Here is a 14,293-nt window from a genome sequence, read left to right on the forward strand (position 1 = left end):
ACAACCTCAGATTACGAAGAAGCGCGGTGGCCGCCAGACCCGGCCGCGCGCTGCGCTACGCCAAGGGCTTCGCGCGCGGCCTCTTACACCACCCGGTGGGGCACTACCCAAGGACGATACGCCGGACAGCGGCGGCTGGATCGAGATCCTCGACAAGGGCGCCTTGCTGACGTTGAGCAGCAAAACCGGGTGGCGCGAGGTCGAGATTGGCCGGGGATCGTCGGACCAGACATGCCCCGTCTACGCATTGGCGCAATGGCTGTATTTCGCAAAGATAGACTTCGGCCCGGTCTTCGTGGGCACGTCGCGGAATGGCAAACGCGCGCTGGAGGCGCGTCTCAACGACAAACATGTCGCGCGGCTGATCAAGAGAACTGTGCTTGATGCCGGCATCCGGGCAGAGCTGCCCGAGAAAGATCGGCTGGCCATGTTTTCCGGTCACTCCTTGCGCGCCGGCTTGGCCAGCAGCGCGGAAGTCGATGAACGCTATGTCCAGAAACAGCTCGGACATGCCTCGGCCGAAATGACTCGCCGATATCAGCGCCGTCGCGACCGATTCCGGGTGAACCTGACTAAGGCTGCTGGACTATGATATGTCATTCCTTGACGCCGCCAGCGCGGCAACATGGTGTGGAAGATCGCTTCGGGAATGCAGGATGTCGACGATGATCACGTCGTCTGGCCGATCCAGAAACACCAGGAAATGCTCCCCTGCCCTCGTGAACCGCAAATCCGCAGCATCATCGACCAAAACAGCACAGTTCCGGCTATGCGCCTGACCGTTCAGGATCGCCTGACAGCGGTCGAGCAGTTCCGTTTCATAAAGTTCGGCCTGCTTGAACCCGAAGTTCGCTATCGTCCACTTGGCAATCTCAACCAGGCTGGCCTCTGCGCGGCGCGTCAGCCGAAAGGAGCGACTCATGAAGACGCGCGTGCTTGTCGAAAGGCCCGCCGGATCGCCTCTTCTCCGCTACCTTCGGCAAACTCGCCCGCCCTGGCTTGCGCCAATCCCTCGAGCAGGCCTTGCCGGATCCCTGCGAACTGAGCTTCTTCCTGTTCGAGCAACCGTAACCCCGCGCGCATTGCTTCACTCACGTTCTGATAGCGCCCGGTTGCCACCAAAGCCTGAACCAACTGGTCCTGGGTTTCGGTCAGAACGACATTGCGTGTTACCATATGACAGGCCTCCTTTGTTGGCAATATATGCCAACGCAGGATTTTGGTCAATGATGTAGACCCTCGCATCGCTGTCTTCAAACGGTCGTTTATTAGCGATACGTAAACTGCAAAAAGACTGTTTTGATGCCCCTGATAGGTTATGCCCGGGTTTCGACCAAGGATCAGACCCCCCTGCCCCAGTCGCAGGCCCTGAAGTCCGCCGGCTGCGCCGAGATCCATGAAGAACAGGCCTCGGGCAGCAATCGTGCGCGGCCAGTCCTCGTGCGGGTGCTGGAGCGCATGGCCAAGGGCGACACGCTGGTCATCGTACGGATCAACCGGCTGGCGCGACCGCTGTCGCATCTACTGGAGGTAATCGAGCGGCTTGAGGCAAAGGGCGCGTTTTTCCGCTCGATCGAGGATCCGATCGACACTGCATCCCCGCAGGGCCAGTTCACGCTGCAGGTGCTGGGCGCCGCGGCTGAGTTCGAGCGTGCCTTGATCCGGGAGCGCACGAAAGCCGGGCTTGCCAGCGCGCGGACCAAGCGCCGTGTTGGCGGGAACCCTGGACTGCGCGCCAAAGACCCTGTCGCGCTGCGCAAGGTGCGGCTGGCACGACGGGACAGCTACATGGAGCGCCTGAACGAGACAGCCCAGGAATGGGTGCCCCATGTGCGCCGCCTTCGGCCCGATATGGCCTGGGAAGATGTGCTACGGATTATCAACAGCCCCCTGCCCGAGGAGCAGCGCTGGACGCAAAACCGCCTGCTGCGCGCTGAGCCTCACTCTGCCATCCAGTGTTCGTCAACTTCGCACCCTTGCACCCACGAACCCCTATCAAACTGACCGTTGGTAAACACCGTTCGTCTTTGAACAAAAGCCCTTCCAAAGCACAAAACATCCGCGGATAGATTCGAAAACGACTCGATTCTCCACCTTTGAACCCAACACAACATATTGTAGGTGAATTCGAACACACCCCCACGTAAGTTGTTTTCTTATTCTTCTCAATTGCTTAGTGGTCGCTCATGAGGTGCCTAAAGAAACCTGTTGCGTGAAACACTACGATTGTGCATTAACTTGTTGTTATATCGTAGTCAAACCGCCGAAGAGCGGGTGGCACTCACAACGAGGACAGAGCACATGATCAATCAGACATAGCCCTAAAACGAGAAAACACTGCCAGTTTGCCGCTGACAGTGCTTCCAGGAAAAGCTGTTAAAAACAACCTTAAGACAGTTCCGTTTTTAGCAGTCAGCCCGAAACCGCACAAGGAAAAACTTGTGTGAACAGGTGAGTTTTGACTGATGACACCAGAAAATCACATGGATTTCTCCGGCGGCTACGTCGCCATTCCCGATGAAATCATGCGCACACCTATGTCAGATGGAGCTTTCCGATTGCTCTGCATACTGTGCTCATATGCCGATAAAAGAACGGGTGAGTGCTTCCCGAGAATGAGCCGCTTGGCAGACGACCAGGGAAAATCGAAGGCCGCCATCTCGGGTTACCTCAGAGAACTTCGAGGTCTTGGCTTGGTCGAGACGAAAGAGCGTTACAAGAGACGCGGCAACTGCATTCTGAACTACCTGATTACCTTTTGGAGCTCTTGGCGGGATCGTCTTCGGGCTCACACTCGTATTGAAAAAACAGACCCTAACAAGGCCGATCAGATTTCAGTTTTGACTGTTCAGGAAGATGAATGCCCCATTCACTCGGATGAACACCATAATAACCAGATTCAAGATAACCAAAATACTACTACCGTGGCGCCTGATCAGAAATCCGATCAGGGCTCTTCTGATCCGATTGTCAGTAGTGTTGTCGATCAGATTCTTGAAAGATGGAAGGGGTTGGTTCGTGGAGCCCCCTACCCTTCTTTTAGCAGCCGACCACCGGTCAAGCTGGTCGAGGAGACCCGCAGCATTGTTCAAAAAATGAAATCACAGGCCCTCATCGATGGCGGGTTTGATGCAGAAGAACAGGTTTCCACAATCGATCTGGCGGAGCTCTGGAAGTCTGTCGGGGTCCCCGTTTCGGAGGAAGAAGCTACTGAGCATGCCCAACTGATCAACACGAAATCAGGACAGCCTAAGGAGACCCTACAACGCCTTGCAGTGTCGATGAGTGAGAGCTGGAAGAGGCACTGGAAGAAGCCCTCGACCGCCAAACAGCTCTCTGAGATGATCGATTATATACGCGTATATACCCCCCCTGGCCCGCAGGTCGTCGTGAAGTATCTGAGTGGAGTCCTGGAACGGTACGATCGATCACAAGCCCAGTTATATACGCGTATATAATTCAGGCCGACCATGCCGGCAGGCGCCAAGTGTTGAGAAAGATCGGCTATAGACGCGTATATAATTTGCGAGACCGACTTCAAGTGTGTAAGCGTTCAAGAAAAGAAAGCAGAAAACATGATTGAGCAGTTCATCAACCAGCTTTCAACGACGATGGAATCCGTCCAGTCGAAGCTCCAGCGCGATCTGACGCTCCGGACGAGAGTGGGGCGCCGCTTCAACATCACTGACCTGGCAACGCTCTTTGGGAAAGAGAAAAGCTACCTGACAAAGCAGATCATGAAGTTCTCGGAAGAGGACCCCGCTTTTCCTGAAGGCGTCAGAGAAGGCAGGGAGCGCACATTCGATCTCGATGAGATCATGCTCATGCGCGCGATTCTGAACTCGAATTCGAGAAAAAAAGACTTCCTCCATTGGCGGAAAACCGGTGATCCCCTGAAGATCGTGACGTTCGGCGCTCAGAAAGGGGGCACCGGGAAGTCCCTGTCTGCTGCTCACTTTGCGCAGTATATCTCTCTTCAGTATGGGCTCCGGGTTGGTGTCGTCGACATGGATCCGCAGGCGACTGCGACCCTATATTTTGCCGACAGCAGCATCGATCTCTTCGCGGCCGACACGCAGACGGTCGCCCATTTTTCCGGTGTTGACAATCCGCCGCTGGCCCGAGAGCTGGCTGCGAAAGGCGAGATCCCTCCCCTACCCTCTCCTGAGCAGCAGAACGATATGTGGCGGCGGACCCCGTGGCCGGGAACGCGGCTGATCCCCGGCAATTCGGATATCCAGAACGGAGACATCAGCCTCTATTTCATGGCGCCCGTGAAGAACCAAGCGGTCTATTCATCTCTCAAAGATGCGATCTCAACCTGGGAAGCCGCATACCCACCAAAAACTCTTCCAGAAGATCTCCTCGGGCCCGACGGGAAGTTTTATACACGCGTATATAATGAGGCTTTGACTGAAACCCTCGACGTCATCGTCATTGACCAGCAGCCCTCCCTGACATTGATGCAGTTGAACGGCCTGATGGCAGCAACCAATGTTGTGATCCCGCAGACCATGAAGGGCTTCGATTTGTCCACGCTGACATCGTATGCACGTTCAATTTCTGAATACGTCGAGCACCTGTCAGAGATCGTCGATGAGGCGCAAATGGCAGAATACTGCCCCGGACCGCATGTCGTGCTGCCGACAATCGTTCAAGAACAGAATGAACGCGATCTCGATCAGCTTGTTGATCTCAGATCAAGGGCTCCAGATCTCTTTCTGCCTGTCTGGTATTCGCGGTCGGATGCGATCTCGAATGCTGCCGAGGAATACAAATCTGTCTACGAATACGACCCGCCGAGAACCAGAAGGGCGTCTGCGAAGGCATTCCTGAAAAATGCGAACGCGGTGAACGATGCCCTGGTCAAACTGGTATGGCAGGGAGAGCTGCCAAGCCGCGGATACGCAGACGAATTCATCAAAGAGAGGTGGAGCTGATGGCTAAGAAAAAGTTGACGATGAAGAATATTGATGAGCTTGAGCAGCAGCCTGCCGCAGACAAAACGCCGGAAATGACGCCTGGAAGGGCAGGGGGGCTCCTGGGACACGCCATGGAGTCTTCTACCAAGATAGCTCTCCGAGAAATCCGAGAAGATGTCGCTGGCGCGATATTGCGGGGGGGGGTGTCACTCGAGATACCAACGGATCAAATTGATGAGAATCCTGAAGTCGGATCAGACCGAGTTGGCGACTGGAAAGATGATCCTGATCTTGAAATCTTGGTCCACAACATTCGGGAACGCGGCCAGCTCCAGCCCATAAGAGTCCGGCCTGCTGACACGGGGTGGCGTCCGAACAAGATTGACGCGTTCAAGATCGATCCGGATGACAGGTTCATCATTCAGTCGGGCCGGCGTCGCCTCGAGGCATGCAAGCGCCTCGGTATCCCGGTTCTGGCGCATCTTGTTGTCGACCTTGAGGATCTGGACCTGGCCGATCTCGAAGAGCGCTACTTCGAGAACACAATGAGAAAGGATCTGTCCGGATTCGAAAGACTGCTTTCCATCGGATCACTCGCGAAGAAGCTTAACGGGATGTCTCAGCAAGAGGTCGCGAAGCGGCTTGGTGTCTCTCAACCCTACGTGTCCGGTGGCCTCAAAGTCGTTGAAAACGAAAACCTGATTGAAGAACGGATAGATACCAGCACGGCGTCGATCCGGGAAATCCTGGCTCTTCTTCCAGATCTGAAATTTCCGGAAGGGCAGGGGGCTTCAAACGGTAATGACAGTGTCTCTGACCCATCCGACAAGGTGAAGCCAGCCCAGGCAAAGCAGATCTCTCTCAGATCCGGTGGCAGCTACCGGATCAAGAGAATCAAATCGGGTATCAGCGTGGCGGTAAAGGGCATCGAGATCACAGATGAAGAAGCGTTCGAAGACGCGCTTTCAGAGCTGCTCGAGCGCCACAGACGGACTCAAGAGTAGACGCTTTCGACGGCCACCGAACGCTCGAAATGTCGCGGGCGCTCGAGCACGCCGCTCTGATGACGAGCTCTAGCAAGCCTCGGTTCGGTTACTTTGGCAAACTAACTAAACGGGATTGCCACCTTGTTTTCGCGTATTTGGCCTAGCTGGCCCGAAGCTACGTATTTGGGCTTTTGGAGGAACAAAGATGGCACACTTCATGGGTCTGACCGTTGCAGATACATAGCGACGTTTTCAGCCGGCATCTTGAAGCCTCGACCGTCGGAGATCCGCTCAGTGCTGATAGGGTATTTTGGTCTGTTAGGGTTGATCCCAACGATCCGGTGAAGGTCTCCACCGGTTTTAAACGTTCGGCGATAATCAGATGGCTCCAGCCCAAAATGCGGTGCGAGCACTTCGAACATGGCTTTGTTCGGCGAATAGATCGCGCCGTTTTCCATCGGAATGCCAACGCGGAAGCCGATGTTGAAGCTATGACGCAGATCGATATCGCTCAATTCGCCGCCTTCGACCGTGAGGCCATGTGTTTCAGCCACGGCAAGGCATGCTTTCATCATATCCCGACACAGGCGGTCGCACAGCTCTGGCGTCAGATTGCGCGGCGGGGAGACTTTGGAACTTGTCTGGACCGACGTCTTTTTTGTGGGGGCCTTTGGTTTGCGTGTGTTCTTTTTCATGACGTGGCCGCCCCGTTGCCGTTATGGTCCGAGGTCACTTGGGCCTTTGCTTTATAGACGGTTCCGCGCGATATCCCCATCTCTCGCGCGATTTCGGTGGGCGAGCAGCCCTCGATTAGCTTCGCCTGAATAGCCTTGAGATCGATTTTGGGTTTGCGCCCGCGATAGACACCACGCTGCTTCGCTACGGCAATGCCTTCGGCCTGGCGCTCCCGGCGCAGGTTGGTTTCGAACTCAGCGAAAACGCCAAGCATATCGAAAAAGGCTTTTCCGGTTGCCGTGGATGTATCCACGGGTTGCTCGGTTGCCGCCAGATGCGCGCCCTTGGATTTCAGATGAGTGACGATAGCCTGCAGATCACTGAGACTGCAGGCCAGCCGGTCAATGCGCGTGACTACCAGCGTTTCTCCTGGATGGATGAAGTCGAGGATCGTCTTGAGCTCGGGTCGTCCCTCCAGGCTGGTCCCACTTTTTTGTTCGGTGCGGACCATGCCGCACCCGGCCGCTTTCAAGGCAGCAATCTGCGCATCGAGGTTCCGTTCGACGGTCGAGGTGCGCGCGTACCCGATTTTGGCCTGATAAGTGCTCATTTTGGGTGTGCCTTTGACATGATCTGTTCATTATCTCGGAACAGGCCCAAAGTGAACAGGAAAATGGCTACTTTCACAGTTCATACGAGACGTCACTATGAGTGCACCCTAAGTATCAAATCTAGCTGTCCATAACCCAACGCGATGTCCGCCGCGTCTTCCGCATCTGCAGTTTCGTAAATTGTTTGGCGATGACATCGTAATGGATATCTTCGTGCTCCCAATCAACATATCCGGTCTCTTTCGCCCATTCATGTTCAGGATGGTTTTCGTCAGCACGCGCCTCCTTGAAAGCTTCGTACATCGGCGGGCCTCCGATATCTTCTGGCGGGGTTGCCCACTCACCGCTCACAAAACGCGGCAATGGTTCATTCAGCACGACTGGGCGCTTTGAGACCAGTTCAATACGATGCGCCCAGTCATCCCCGAAATCATAGGTATAGACCACAGGCGGCACTTTGCTGTTCAGAAAGAAGTCGAGCTTCTTGGTGGTGACCTCCATCACAGGTGGGCCGAACATCGGCTCGCTCCAGAAGTCCTCGCTTTTCATCTGGTATTTCCGGTCACCAATCTCGAAATCCCACAGGTGCATGTCATACCATAGGAAAGCCGCCTGAATGGCATCATGCAAATGTGGCAAGGCCTTGTCAGACCTGATCTCGATTTCACGCCACGGAGCTGGGTCGACATCCTCAAGGGTGATCTTCAATCGTAAGACTTGGGGTTCTTTCTTCGCCATGAGCGCCTCTATGCGGCCAAGGGTCCAAAATCGATCCGCTTATCCAGATCGACCTCGAAGCGGCCATAAGGGTTGATGTGTAGATAGATGAGTGGGGACAGGCCGCGATAGTCCTCAGGGGACAAGCGTGCGATCACATTGGGGTCACGCAGGACGGATTGCACCATTCGCGTGTTCACGTAGACCAATGACGACTGTAACAGGCGCAGCGCATGCGCAGCGGTTTCCTGGTCCCGCACACGGTTGGTGGCAATTTCGCCGCCTTTGCCGAGGAACACAAAGCTATTCGCGCTGTTCCAGTTTTCCACGACGTTCAGCCCTTCGTGAATTTCCCGCCGGAAGGCCTCCGAGCGCAGGTAGCGGCACAGGAATATCGTCTTGATGGCGTGGCCAAGCTCCGCCAGCGCCTTGTAGGTGGGGTGCATCACATCGGAACGCGCAAACCGGCGAAGGATGGCTTCTGTCCCGTGCTGCATGACTGCTGTGTACTTGACCATTTCATCATACTGTCGTTCGATCTCACCCCAATCGATCACGCCTGACAGAATTTGCAACAGATTAGGCAGTTGCCCTCGCATACCCGCACTCGGAAGGGCGAGTTTTTGGCGCGCGATGGCTTTGAGACGTGGCGCAAGCTCAAATCCCAGAAGATGGCAAAAAGCAAAGCCGACAGCGCTTTGTTCGTGGCTGTCTACATACTGCCGCTGGACTTCCATGTCAGCGCAGTGCCGCAAGACACCCTCAATCATGGCGGCCACTTCGGAAGACGATAGCCGACGCATATGCAACTTTCAAAGGAATGTTGGACGGCGGCAACCCACCTGACGACTTCGATACCCTGATAACGGAAGCCGTGGCGGCAACGGAGCGCTTCGAGAAAGGCCTCAAGGCCGCGCCGGGCCGATAGATTTGTCTGGAACAACCTCGAAGGTCGGCGATTTAACACTATTACTAATAGTGTTAAGCCTCTGGGTGCCGTGACCGCCGGATCAGCAGGGCAGGGGGCCTGCTCGGGCTTCCGGGCTTAACAGTCTTCGGGTAAACTGTTCACCATGTCCGAAATGCGCCTCCATGACCCCGCCGGAAACCGGCTTTATCTGAACGCCGAGGAGCGCGCATCCTTCCTCGCTGCGGCCCGGCGCCAGCCCGCCCGCGACCGCACCCTCTGCGAGACCCTGCACTGGACCGGGTGCCGGCCGTCGGAATTGCTGGAGATCACGCCGGGGATGGTAGACCTGTCGGGCGGTACAATCACCATCCGCAGTCTGAAGAAGCGCAAGGATGCCTCCGGCAGCACCAAGGCCGTCTACAGAAGCGTCCCGGTGCCGCCAGACTACCTCGATACGCTGAACACCGCCCATGGAATCCGCGAGGCCCAGAAATCACGCAAGCTGACCAATGCGCCGATCTGGCCGCTCAGCCGGGTCAGCGTCTGGCAGATCGTCAAGCGGATCATGATAGAGGCCGGTCTTCCGGACGCGGCACACAGAAGCCTGAAAGGCTTGCGCCACGGCTTCGGGGTCAATGGCGTTGTGAAGGGCATTCCGTTGCACATTCTGCAAAAGTGGCTGGGCCACGCGCAGCTCAGCACGACCGCGATCTATGTGGATGCTGTGGGCAAAGAAGAGCAGGACTTAGCAGCCAGGATGTGGGACAGAACGATCAAATAACAGATCGAACCACCTATATTAGGTGAGTAGAGCCTGATTTTACGTTGTTTGTGGAATAACTGCCACAAATGCTCCCCCCTCAACCCCATGTGCCCTATCGATGGTATTCTAAAGTTTCTTGTTGATGCGTGCGAGTAAGTTCTTCGATGCTCTGAAAGCGGCGACCTGTTTGGCGTCAACTTTGACTGTATCACCTGTTCTGGGGTTTCGTCCAAGACGAGGCTCGCGTTGCTTGGTTAGAAATACACCAAAACCCCGAAGCTCAACTCTGCCGCCACGGCTTATTGTGTCGGTAACTTCGTCGAATATCGCATCAATCACTGCCGTGACATCTACTTGCTTGAGATGCGGGTTTTCAGCAGCGAGTTTCGCAATCAGCTCTGATCTGACCATTCGAAAGCCTCCATGCTGTTTCTTATTGAAAGAAAACATGAATCATTCAACTCAGCAAGTGGGGGCATTCCCTGCCAGAAGCGGATCGACCACCTCCGGATGATGGCAGGATAACGCGACTAAGATTCCGGTGGCGGGTTGAGCCTACGTGACCTGCTGAACGCGCTTAGCGATTTCGGGAGTGGTCAGTATATCATCGAAAACTGGGGGTATGCCCATGCCAACGCCGCGGCCTATGATGTCGTTGATGCCGAACCGCTGGCGGCTTACGGCTTTGACGACGTGCAGAAATTCTTTGAAGGTAGCTTGTTCTTTGATGCGGTTGAAGCTGTATTGGACGCCAAGATGCTACGCGAAATTAAGCGGATCAAATCCGGTTTCTAGAAAGACGCTTTGGCAGGGGCTGTAACGCGGCCCCTGCCGCAACATAACGGATAGGATAGTACGTATATGACGATGACCAACAAATACGCGCGTCTGTTTGAGCCGGTGAAGATCGGCCCAGTAACGGCTCGCAATCGCTTTTATCAGGTCCCTCATTGCAATGGCATGGGGCACTTGCGGCCCAAAGCCGAGGCCGCAATGCGCGCGATGAAGGCCGAAGGTGGCTGGGCAGTCGTTAGCAATCAGGAAACCGAAATTCACCCGTCTTCTGATTTATCTCCCGCGGCCGAAGGACGGCTGTGGGATGCGCGTGATATCCCTGCTCTGCGGCTGATGACCGACGCCGTTCATGGCAAAGGGGCACTGGCCGCGGTAGAATTGGTACACAACGGCAACCACGCGCCCAACCTTCTGACCCGCGCACCGCTACTTGCGCCGTCAGATATGTCCATCGATAGCATCCAGCCGAAACAAGCCCGCGCGATGGACAAGACCGACATTCGCAATTTTCGCAAATGGCATCGAGACGCCGCTTTGCGCGCCCGCGATGCGGGATTTGATATCGTCTATGTTTACGCCGGTCACCGGATGACGCTAACCCAGCACTTCCTGCTGCCACAGATGAACAACCGCACCGATGAATACGGTGGCAGTCTGGAAAACCGCGCCCGTTTGATGCGGGAACTTTTGGAAGACACGCATGACGCGGTGGGTGATACCTGCGCCGTAGCACTACGGTTCGCGGTGGATGAAATGATGGGCGTTGACGGCATGCAAGCGCAGGAAGAAGGCCGCGCCGTCGTTGAGATGCTCGCCGAGATCCCCGACCTCTGGGACGTGAATGTTTCCGACTGGTCCAACGATTCCGCGACCACGCGGTTTGAGCCTGATGATGGTTATCAGACCCCCTATGTATCGTTCGTGAAACAGATGACAACCAAACCAATTGTCGCTGTAGGTCGACTGACTTCACCCGATATGATGTTGTCATTGGTCAATAAAGGCATCGTTGATTTTATTGGCGCGGCCCGGCCCTCTATTGCCGATCCGTTTTTGCCCAAGAAGATCGAAGAAGGTCGGATTGATGAAATTCGCGAATGCATTGGCTGCAACATCTGCGTGTCTGCTGACAATCTGGGCGTGCCGATCCGCTGTACGCAAAACCCAACGATGGGCGAAGAATGGCGGCGCGGGTGGCATCCCGAATTAATCGCCACGAAGGGTTGCGAAGATGAAGCTTTGGTGATCGGCGGTGGTCCGGCAGGCTTGGAATGCGCAATGCAATTGTCTCGGCGCGGCTATCAGGTCACTTTGGCGGAGGCGAGCGATGCATTGGGCGGGCGCGTGACAAAGGAGTCTGCGCTGCACGGTTTGGCTGCATGGCAACGCGTGGCCGACAACCGGATTTACAACCTTCAGCAGCCTGCCAATGTGGCCCTGTTTCTCAACAGCAAACTTAGTGCCGCAGACGTTGTGGAACTGACTATCTCCAATGTTTTCATCGCGACCGGTGCGACGTGGCGTCGTGACGGTGTTGGCCGCTCGAACCGCCAACCGCTAAAAATCAACGCGGGCGCTACCGTTCTGACCCCGGATGACATTATGGCAGGTATTGAGCCCCCGAAAGGCCGGATACTGATCTATGATGATGATCAAATCTACATCGCGGGCGTGTTGGCCCAAGAGCTGGCCCACAAGGGCTATGACGTCACTTTTGTGACACCCGCCAGCGTCGTTTCCCCCTGGACCGAAGTTACTCTGGAACAAGTCCGTATTCAGAAAGCCTTGATAGAGCTGGGTGTTGATATCAGAACGGGCCGGCGCCTGAGCGGCCTATCCACGGATTTTTGCGATACCCTTTGTATCTACTCTGATCGCGCGGAAAAACTGCCCACTGACAGTACCATTTTGGTAACCGAACGCACCCGCAACACAGACCTTTATGATCAGCTTTGGGCGGACGCCCCTGCGGGCATTAAGACACTGGAACTGATCGGTGACGCCGCAGCCCCCGGCTTGATCGCTGACGCGGTCTATGCCGGACACATGGCCGCGCGTAACTTTGAGGCTGATCCAAACCTGATAGTTCAGCAGGACTATGCCCGCGAATTAATCGACCTAACACCTTAAGGACCACAACATGACGCACCAACAACCGATCGGATTGGACGCTCTGATTGAATCCTGCACACCGGGTTTTGCGCTGCCACGCAGTTTCTATACACGCGAGGACATCTACCATCACGACATTGGCGCCTATTGGAACAACAGCTGGATATGGGTTGGCCACATCAGTCAGATTGCAGCGTCGGGTGATTACTTTCTGTTTGAATACGGTACGGAATCCGTGATCGTCCTGCGCGATAGTGCCAATGACGTGCGTGCATATCTGAATGTTTGCCGACATCGCGGCAGCCGTGTTTGCGTTGAACATCAGGGCAACGCGCGGGTGTTTTCCTGTCCATATCACGCATGGACCTATGACCTGAATGGGCACCTGCGGGGTGGGCGCGCAATGGGTCCAGATTTTGACCCGACGCAATACGGATTGTTTGAAGCCAAAGTGAGGGTGTTTGAAGGCTTGATTTTCATTTGCACCGGCGAGACCACGCCAGAAATCGACACGGGGTTGGATCAGCTGCGCGCCCTCGCTGCGCCCTTTGGTCTTGGAAACCTAAAGGCTGCGCATTCCGCGTCATACCCCGTGCCCGCAAACTGGAAACTGGCGCTGGAGAATTACATGGAGTGCTATCACTGCGCGCCGTCCCACAAGGAATATTCGCGCAGCCACAGTTTGAAAGATCCGAGCTCGATGACCAATGAACTGGTCGAGGCCATGCAGCAAAAGGGGCGAGAGGCCGGTCTGCCTTCACAAGTGTTGAGCTTACCAGCCGAGGGCCAACAGGGGATGAATTTCTACTATCGCCGCTACCCGCTTTATCCCGGTTATCAGACCGGCAGCAAGTCAGGGGAACCCGTTGCACCTCTGCTGGGGAATCTGACGGGATACGACGGTGGCACAACCGACTTGCAGATCGGCGTCTTGAACAATTTTCTGATCTATTCCGACTATGTCGTTGGCTATAGATTTGTGCCCACTGCGTTACAGAGAACCGATATCCAAGTTGTTTGGTACGTCCGTGGTGATGCTGTTGCCGGGCAGGATTACGATCCCGATACGCTTATCTGGTTGTGGCACGAAACGTCGCTTGATGACGAATGCATCATTCGGATCAATCAGGAAGGTGTCAATTCGCACCACTTCGTACCCGGCCCTCTGGCCGATATGGAATGGGGAATGCAGTCGTTTTACGACAATTACCTAAGTATGATCCGATCAGGGGGCTGACACTCGCTGCGGCTCGGCTTGCAGCATTCATCACCGCTCGGCGATATTTTGCGACGCGATCTCCCTTCACCGAAGGTTTTCTAAGCCGCCGTCGGACTGCTCCCCTCCGACCCGAGGGAGTGTTGCCTTATATCATCTTGCGTCACGCTGAAGGCATCTGTCAGCAGTCCAGCATCGAGGATGAAATTGCCGCTCGTACGTTGGATGGTTGTCATGTCACATGCTTCCAGTAATTTTAAGCTGTTGATACGGTGGCATTTGGTTAGAGGCGCTTAACTCACCTTCATTTTTGGCGTATATTGGGCGCAGTTTGTCGCTGATCTTGGGGTCAGGTTGCGCTATCGCTATCGCAACCCGCACCATCTTGTCGGCCAGTTCACAACCTTCTTCATGCGCCGCTGTGTTCAGAGTGGTCAGTCATTTTGTCATTGGGTTCTTCTTTCCGGTCCGGTGGGTCGCTCTGGAGGAGAACTCGGTGAGAATTCCCTTCCAGATCCTCGAATTGGTCGTTTCGCAGCGCCCAGACGAAGACCCCAAGGCCGATCAGGCCCATTCCGAGCGATAA

General features: G+C 55.3%; 16 protein-coding genes and 2 pseudogenes. 9 read left to right on the top strand and 9 right to left on the bottom strand.

Annotated elements, in window-relative coordinates; all coding sequences use genetic code 11:
- Nucleotides 1-592: tyrosine-type recombinase/integrase (locus V8352_RS19745; RefSeq protein WP_336425999.1), on the top strand; the 592-nt coding region annotated here is incomplete at its 5' end.
- Here the strand turns inward: V8352_RS19745 and V8352_RS19750 are convergent.
- Both V8352_RS19750 and V8352_RS19755 read right to left on the bottom strand, forming a co-directional pair.
- Nucleotides 587-922, bottom strand: coding sequence for a type II toxin-antitoxin system RelE/ParE family toxin (locus V8352_RS19750; RefSeq protein WP_336426000.1), 336 nt, complete (start codon nucleotides 920-922; stop codon nucleotides 587-589). The genes V8352_RS19745 and V8352_RS19750 overlap by 6 nt on opposite strands.
- Nucleotides 919-1,176, bottom strand: a complete 258-nt coding sequence (locus V8352_RS19755; RefSeq protein ID WP_336426012.1) for a type II toxin-antitoxin system ParD family antitoxin — start codon at nucleotides 1,174-1,176, stop codon at nucleotides 919-921. Before V8352_RS19755 ends, V8352_RS19750 begins: the two co-directional genes overlap by 4 nt.
- A gap of 126 nt (nucleotides 1,177-1,302) precedes the next feature.
- On the opposite strand from V8352_RS19755, the pseudogene V8352_RS19760 reads away from it, so the two are divergent.
- The 4 genes and pseudogenes from V8352_RS19760 to V8352_RS19775 form a co-directional block, all read left to right on the top strand.
- Nucleotides 1,303-1,935 (top strand): annotated as a pseudogene (locus V8352_RS19760) (recombinase family protein); the annotation flags it as partial.
- 530 nt (nucleotides 1,936-2,465) lie between these two features.
- Entirely contained in the window at nucleotides 2,466-3,458 is a 993-nt protein-coding gene (locus tag V8352_RS19765) for a helix-turn-helix domain-containing protein (RefSeq protein ID WP_336426001.1), read from the top strand.
- A gap of 117 nt (nucleotides 3,459-3,575) precedes the next feature.
- Nucleotides 3,576-4,940, top strand: coding sequence for a ParA family protein (locus V8352_RS19770; RefSeq protein WP_336426002.1), 1,365 nt, complete (start codon nucleotides 3,576-3,578; stop codon nucleotides 4,938-4,940).
- Complete coding sequence (locus V8352_RS19775; protein WP_336426003.1) at nucleotides 4,940-5,926, top strand: ParB/RepB/Spo0J family partition protein; 987 nt, start codon at nucleotides 4,940-4,942, stop codon at nucleotides 5,924-5,926. The genes V8352_RS19770 and V8352_RS19775 overlap by 1 nt, the downstream gene beginning before the upstream one ends.
- Before the next feature lie 197 nt (nucleotides 5,927-6,123).
- On the opposite strand, the gene V8352_RS19780 is transcribed toward V8352_RS19775, so the two are convergent.
- The 4 genes and pseudogenes from V8352_RS19780 to V8352_RS19795 all read right to left on the bottom strand — a co-directional run.
- Entirely contained in the window at nucleotides 6,124-6,603 is a 480-nt protein-coding gene (locus V8352_RS19780) for a hypothetical protein (RefSeq protein ID WP_336426004.1), read from the bottom strand.
- Nucleotides 6,600-7,193, bottom strand: coding sequence for a recombinase family protein (locus tag V8352_RS19785; RefSeq protein WP_336426005.1), 594 nt, complete (start codon nucleotides 7,191-7,193; stop codon nucleotides 6,600-6,602). Before V8352_RS19785 ends, V8352_RS19780 begins: the two co-directional genes overlap by 4 nt.
- Nucleotides 7,194-7,314: 121 nt before the next feature.
- Nucleotides 7,315-7,932 (bottom strand): plasmid pRiA4b ORF-3 family protein, encoded by a 618-nt coding sequence (locus tag V8352_RS19790; protein WP_336426006.1) that lies wholly within the window; start codon nucleotides 7,930-7,932, stop codon nucleotides 7,315-7,317.
- Nucleotides 7,933-7,940: 8 nt separating this feature from the next.
- Nucleotides 7,941-8,714: pseudogene (locus tag V8352_RS19795) on the bottom strand (Tn3 family transposase); the annotation flags it as partial.
- A gap of 270 nt (nucleotides 8,715-8,984) precedes the next feature.
- On the opposite strand from V8352_RS19795, the gene V8352_RS19800 reads away from it, so the two are divergent.
- Nucleotides 8,985-9,602, top strand: coding sequence for a tyrosine-type recombinase/integrase (locus V8352_RS19800; RefSeq protein WP_336426007.1), 618 nt, complete (start codon nucleotides 8,985-8,987; stop codon nucleotides 9,600-9,602).
- Between the two features lie 108 nt (nucleotides 9,603-9,710).
- On the opposite strand, the gene V8352_RS19805 is transcribed toward V8352_RS19800, so the two are convergent.
- Entirely contained in the window at nucleotides 9,711-9,995 is a 285-nt protein-coding gene (locus tag V8352_RS19805) for an HU family DNA-binding protein (RefSeq protein ID WP_336426008.1), read from the bottom strand.
- Nucleotides 9,996-10,133: 138 nt separating this feature from the next.
- Between V8352_RS19805 and V8352_RS19810 the strand changes: the two genes are divergently transcribed.
- The 3 genes from V8352_RS19810 (at nucleotide 10,134) to V8352_RS19820 (ending at nucleotide 13,728) form a co-directional block, all read left to right on the top strand.
- Complete coding sequence (locus V8352_RS19810) at nucleotides 10,134-10,379, top strand: hypothetical protein (protein ID WP_336426009.1); 246 nt, start codon at nucleotides 10,134-10,136, stop codon at nucleotides 10,377-10,379.
- A gap of 66 nt (nucleotides 10,380-10,445) precedes the next feature.
- Nucleotides 10,446-12,509 (top strand): oxidoreductase, encoded by a 2,064-nt coding sequence (locus V8352_RS19815; RefSeq protein ID WP_336426010.1) that lies wholly within the window; start codon nucleotides 10,446-10,448, stop codon nucleotides 12,507-12,509.
- 10 nt (nucleotides 12,510-12,519) lie between these two features.
- Nucleotides 12,520-13,728, top strand: a complete 1,209-nt coding sequence (locus V8352_RS19820) for an aromatic ring-hydroxylating oxygenase subunit alpha (RefSeq protein ID WP_336426011.1) — start codon at nucleotides 12,520-12,522, stop codon at nucleotides 13,726-13,728.
- A gap of 216 nt (nucleotides 13,729-13,944) precedes the next feature.
- On the opposite strand, the gene V8352_RS22045 is transcribed toward V8352_RS19820, so the two are convergent.
- Entirely contained in the window at nucleotides 13,945-14,145 is a 201-nt protein-coding gene (locus V8352_RS22045; RefSeq protein WP_442971075.1) for a hexameric tyrosine-coordinated heme protein, read from the bottom strand.
- On the bottom strand, nucleotides 14,117-14,281 hold the full coding sequence (gene ccoS, locus V8352_RS19825) for a cbb3-type cytochrome oxidase assembly protein CcoS (RefSeq protein ID WP_336426013.1): 165 nt from the start codon (nucleotides 14,279-14,281) through the stop codon (nucleotides 14,117-14,119). The genes V8352_RS22045 and ccoS overlap by 29 nt, the downstream gene beginning before the upstream one ends.
- Nucleotides 14,282-14,293: the final 12 nt, after the last annotated feature.

The sequence above is a fragment of the Roseovarius sp. D0-M9 genome (assembly GCF_037083805.1).
GTDB lineage: Bacteria > Pseudomonadota > Alphaproteobacteria > Rhodobacterales > Rhodobacteraceae > Roseovarius.

Coding starts and splice junctions, on each gene's coding strand:
- V8352_RS19750 (WP_336426000.1), bottom strand. CDS start 922: ATGAGTCGCTCCTTTCGGCTGACGCGCCGCGCAGAGGCCAGCCTGGTT.
- V8352_RS19755 (WP_336426012.1), bottom strand. CDS start 1,176: ATGGTAACACGCAATGTCGTTCTGACCGAAACCCAGGACCAGTTGGTT.
- V8352_RS19765 (WP_336426001.1), top strand. CDS start 2,466: ATGACACCAGAAAATCACATGGATTTCTCCGGCGGCTACGTCGCCATT.
- V8352_RS19770 (WP_336426002.1), top strand. CDS start 3,576: ATGATTGAGCAGTTCATCAACCAGCTTTCAACGACGATGGAATCCGTC.
- V8352_RS19775 (WP_336426003.1), top strand. CDS start 4,940: ATGGCTAAGAAAAAGTTGACGATGAAGAATATTGATGAGCTTGAGCAG.
- V8352_RS19780 (WP_336426004.1), bottom strand. CDS start 6,603: ATGAAAAAGAACACACGCAAACCAAAGGCCCCCACAAAAAAGACGTCG.
- V8352_RS19785 (WP_336426005.1), bottom strand. CDS start 7,193: ATGAGCACTTATCAGGCCAAAATCGGGTACGCGCGCACCTCGACCGTC.
- V8352_RS19790 (WP_336426006.1), bottom strand. CDS start 7,932: ATGGCGAAGAAAGAACCCCAAGTCTTACGATTGAAGATCACCCTTGAG.
- V8352_RS19800 (WP_336426007.1), top strand. CDS start 8,985: ATGTCCGAAATGCGCCTCCATGACCCCGCCGGAAACCGGCTTTATCTG.
- V8352_RS19805 (WP_336426008.1), bottom strand. CDS start 9,995: ATGGTCAGATCAGAGCTGATTGCGAAACTCGCTGCTGAAAACCCGCAT.
- V8352_RS19815 (WP_336426010.1), top strand. CDS start 10,446: ATGACGATGACCAACAAATACGCGCGTCTGTTTGAGCCGGTGAAGATC.
- V8352_RS19820 (WP_336426011.1), top strand. CDS start 12,520: ATGACGCACCAACAACCGATCGGATTGGACGCTCTGATTGAATCCTGC.
- ccoS (WP_336426013.1), bottom strand. CDS start 14,281: ATGGGCCTGATCGGCCTTGGGGTCTTCGTCTGGGCGCTGCGAAACGAC.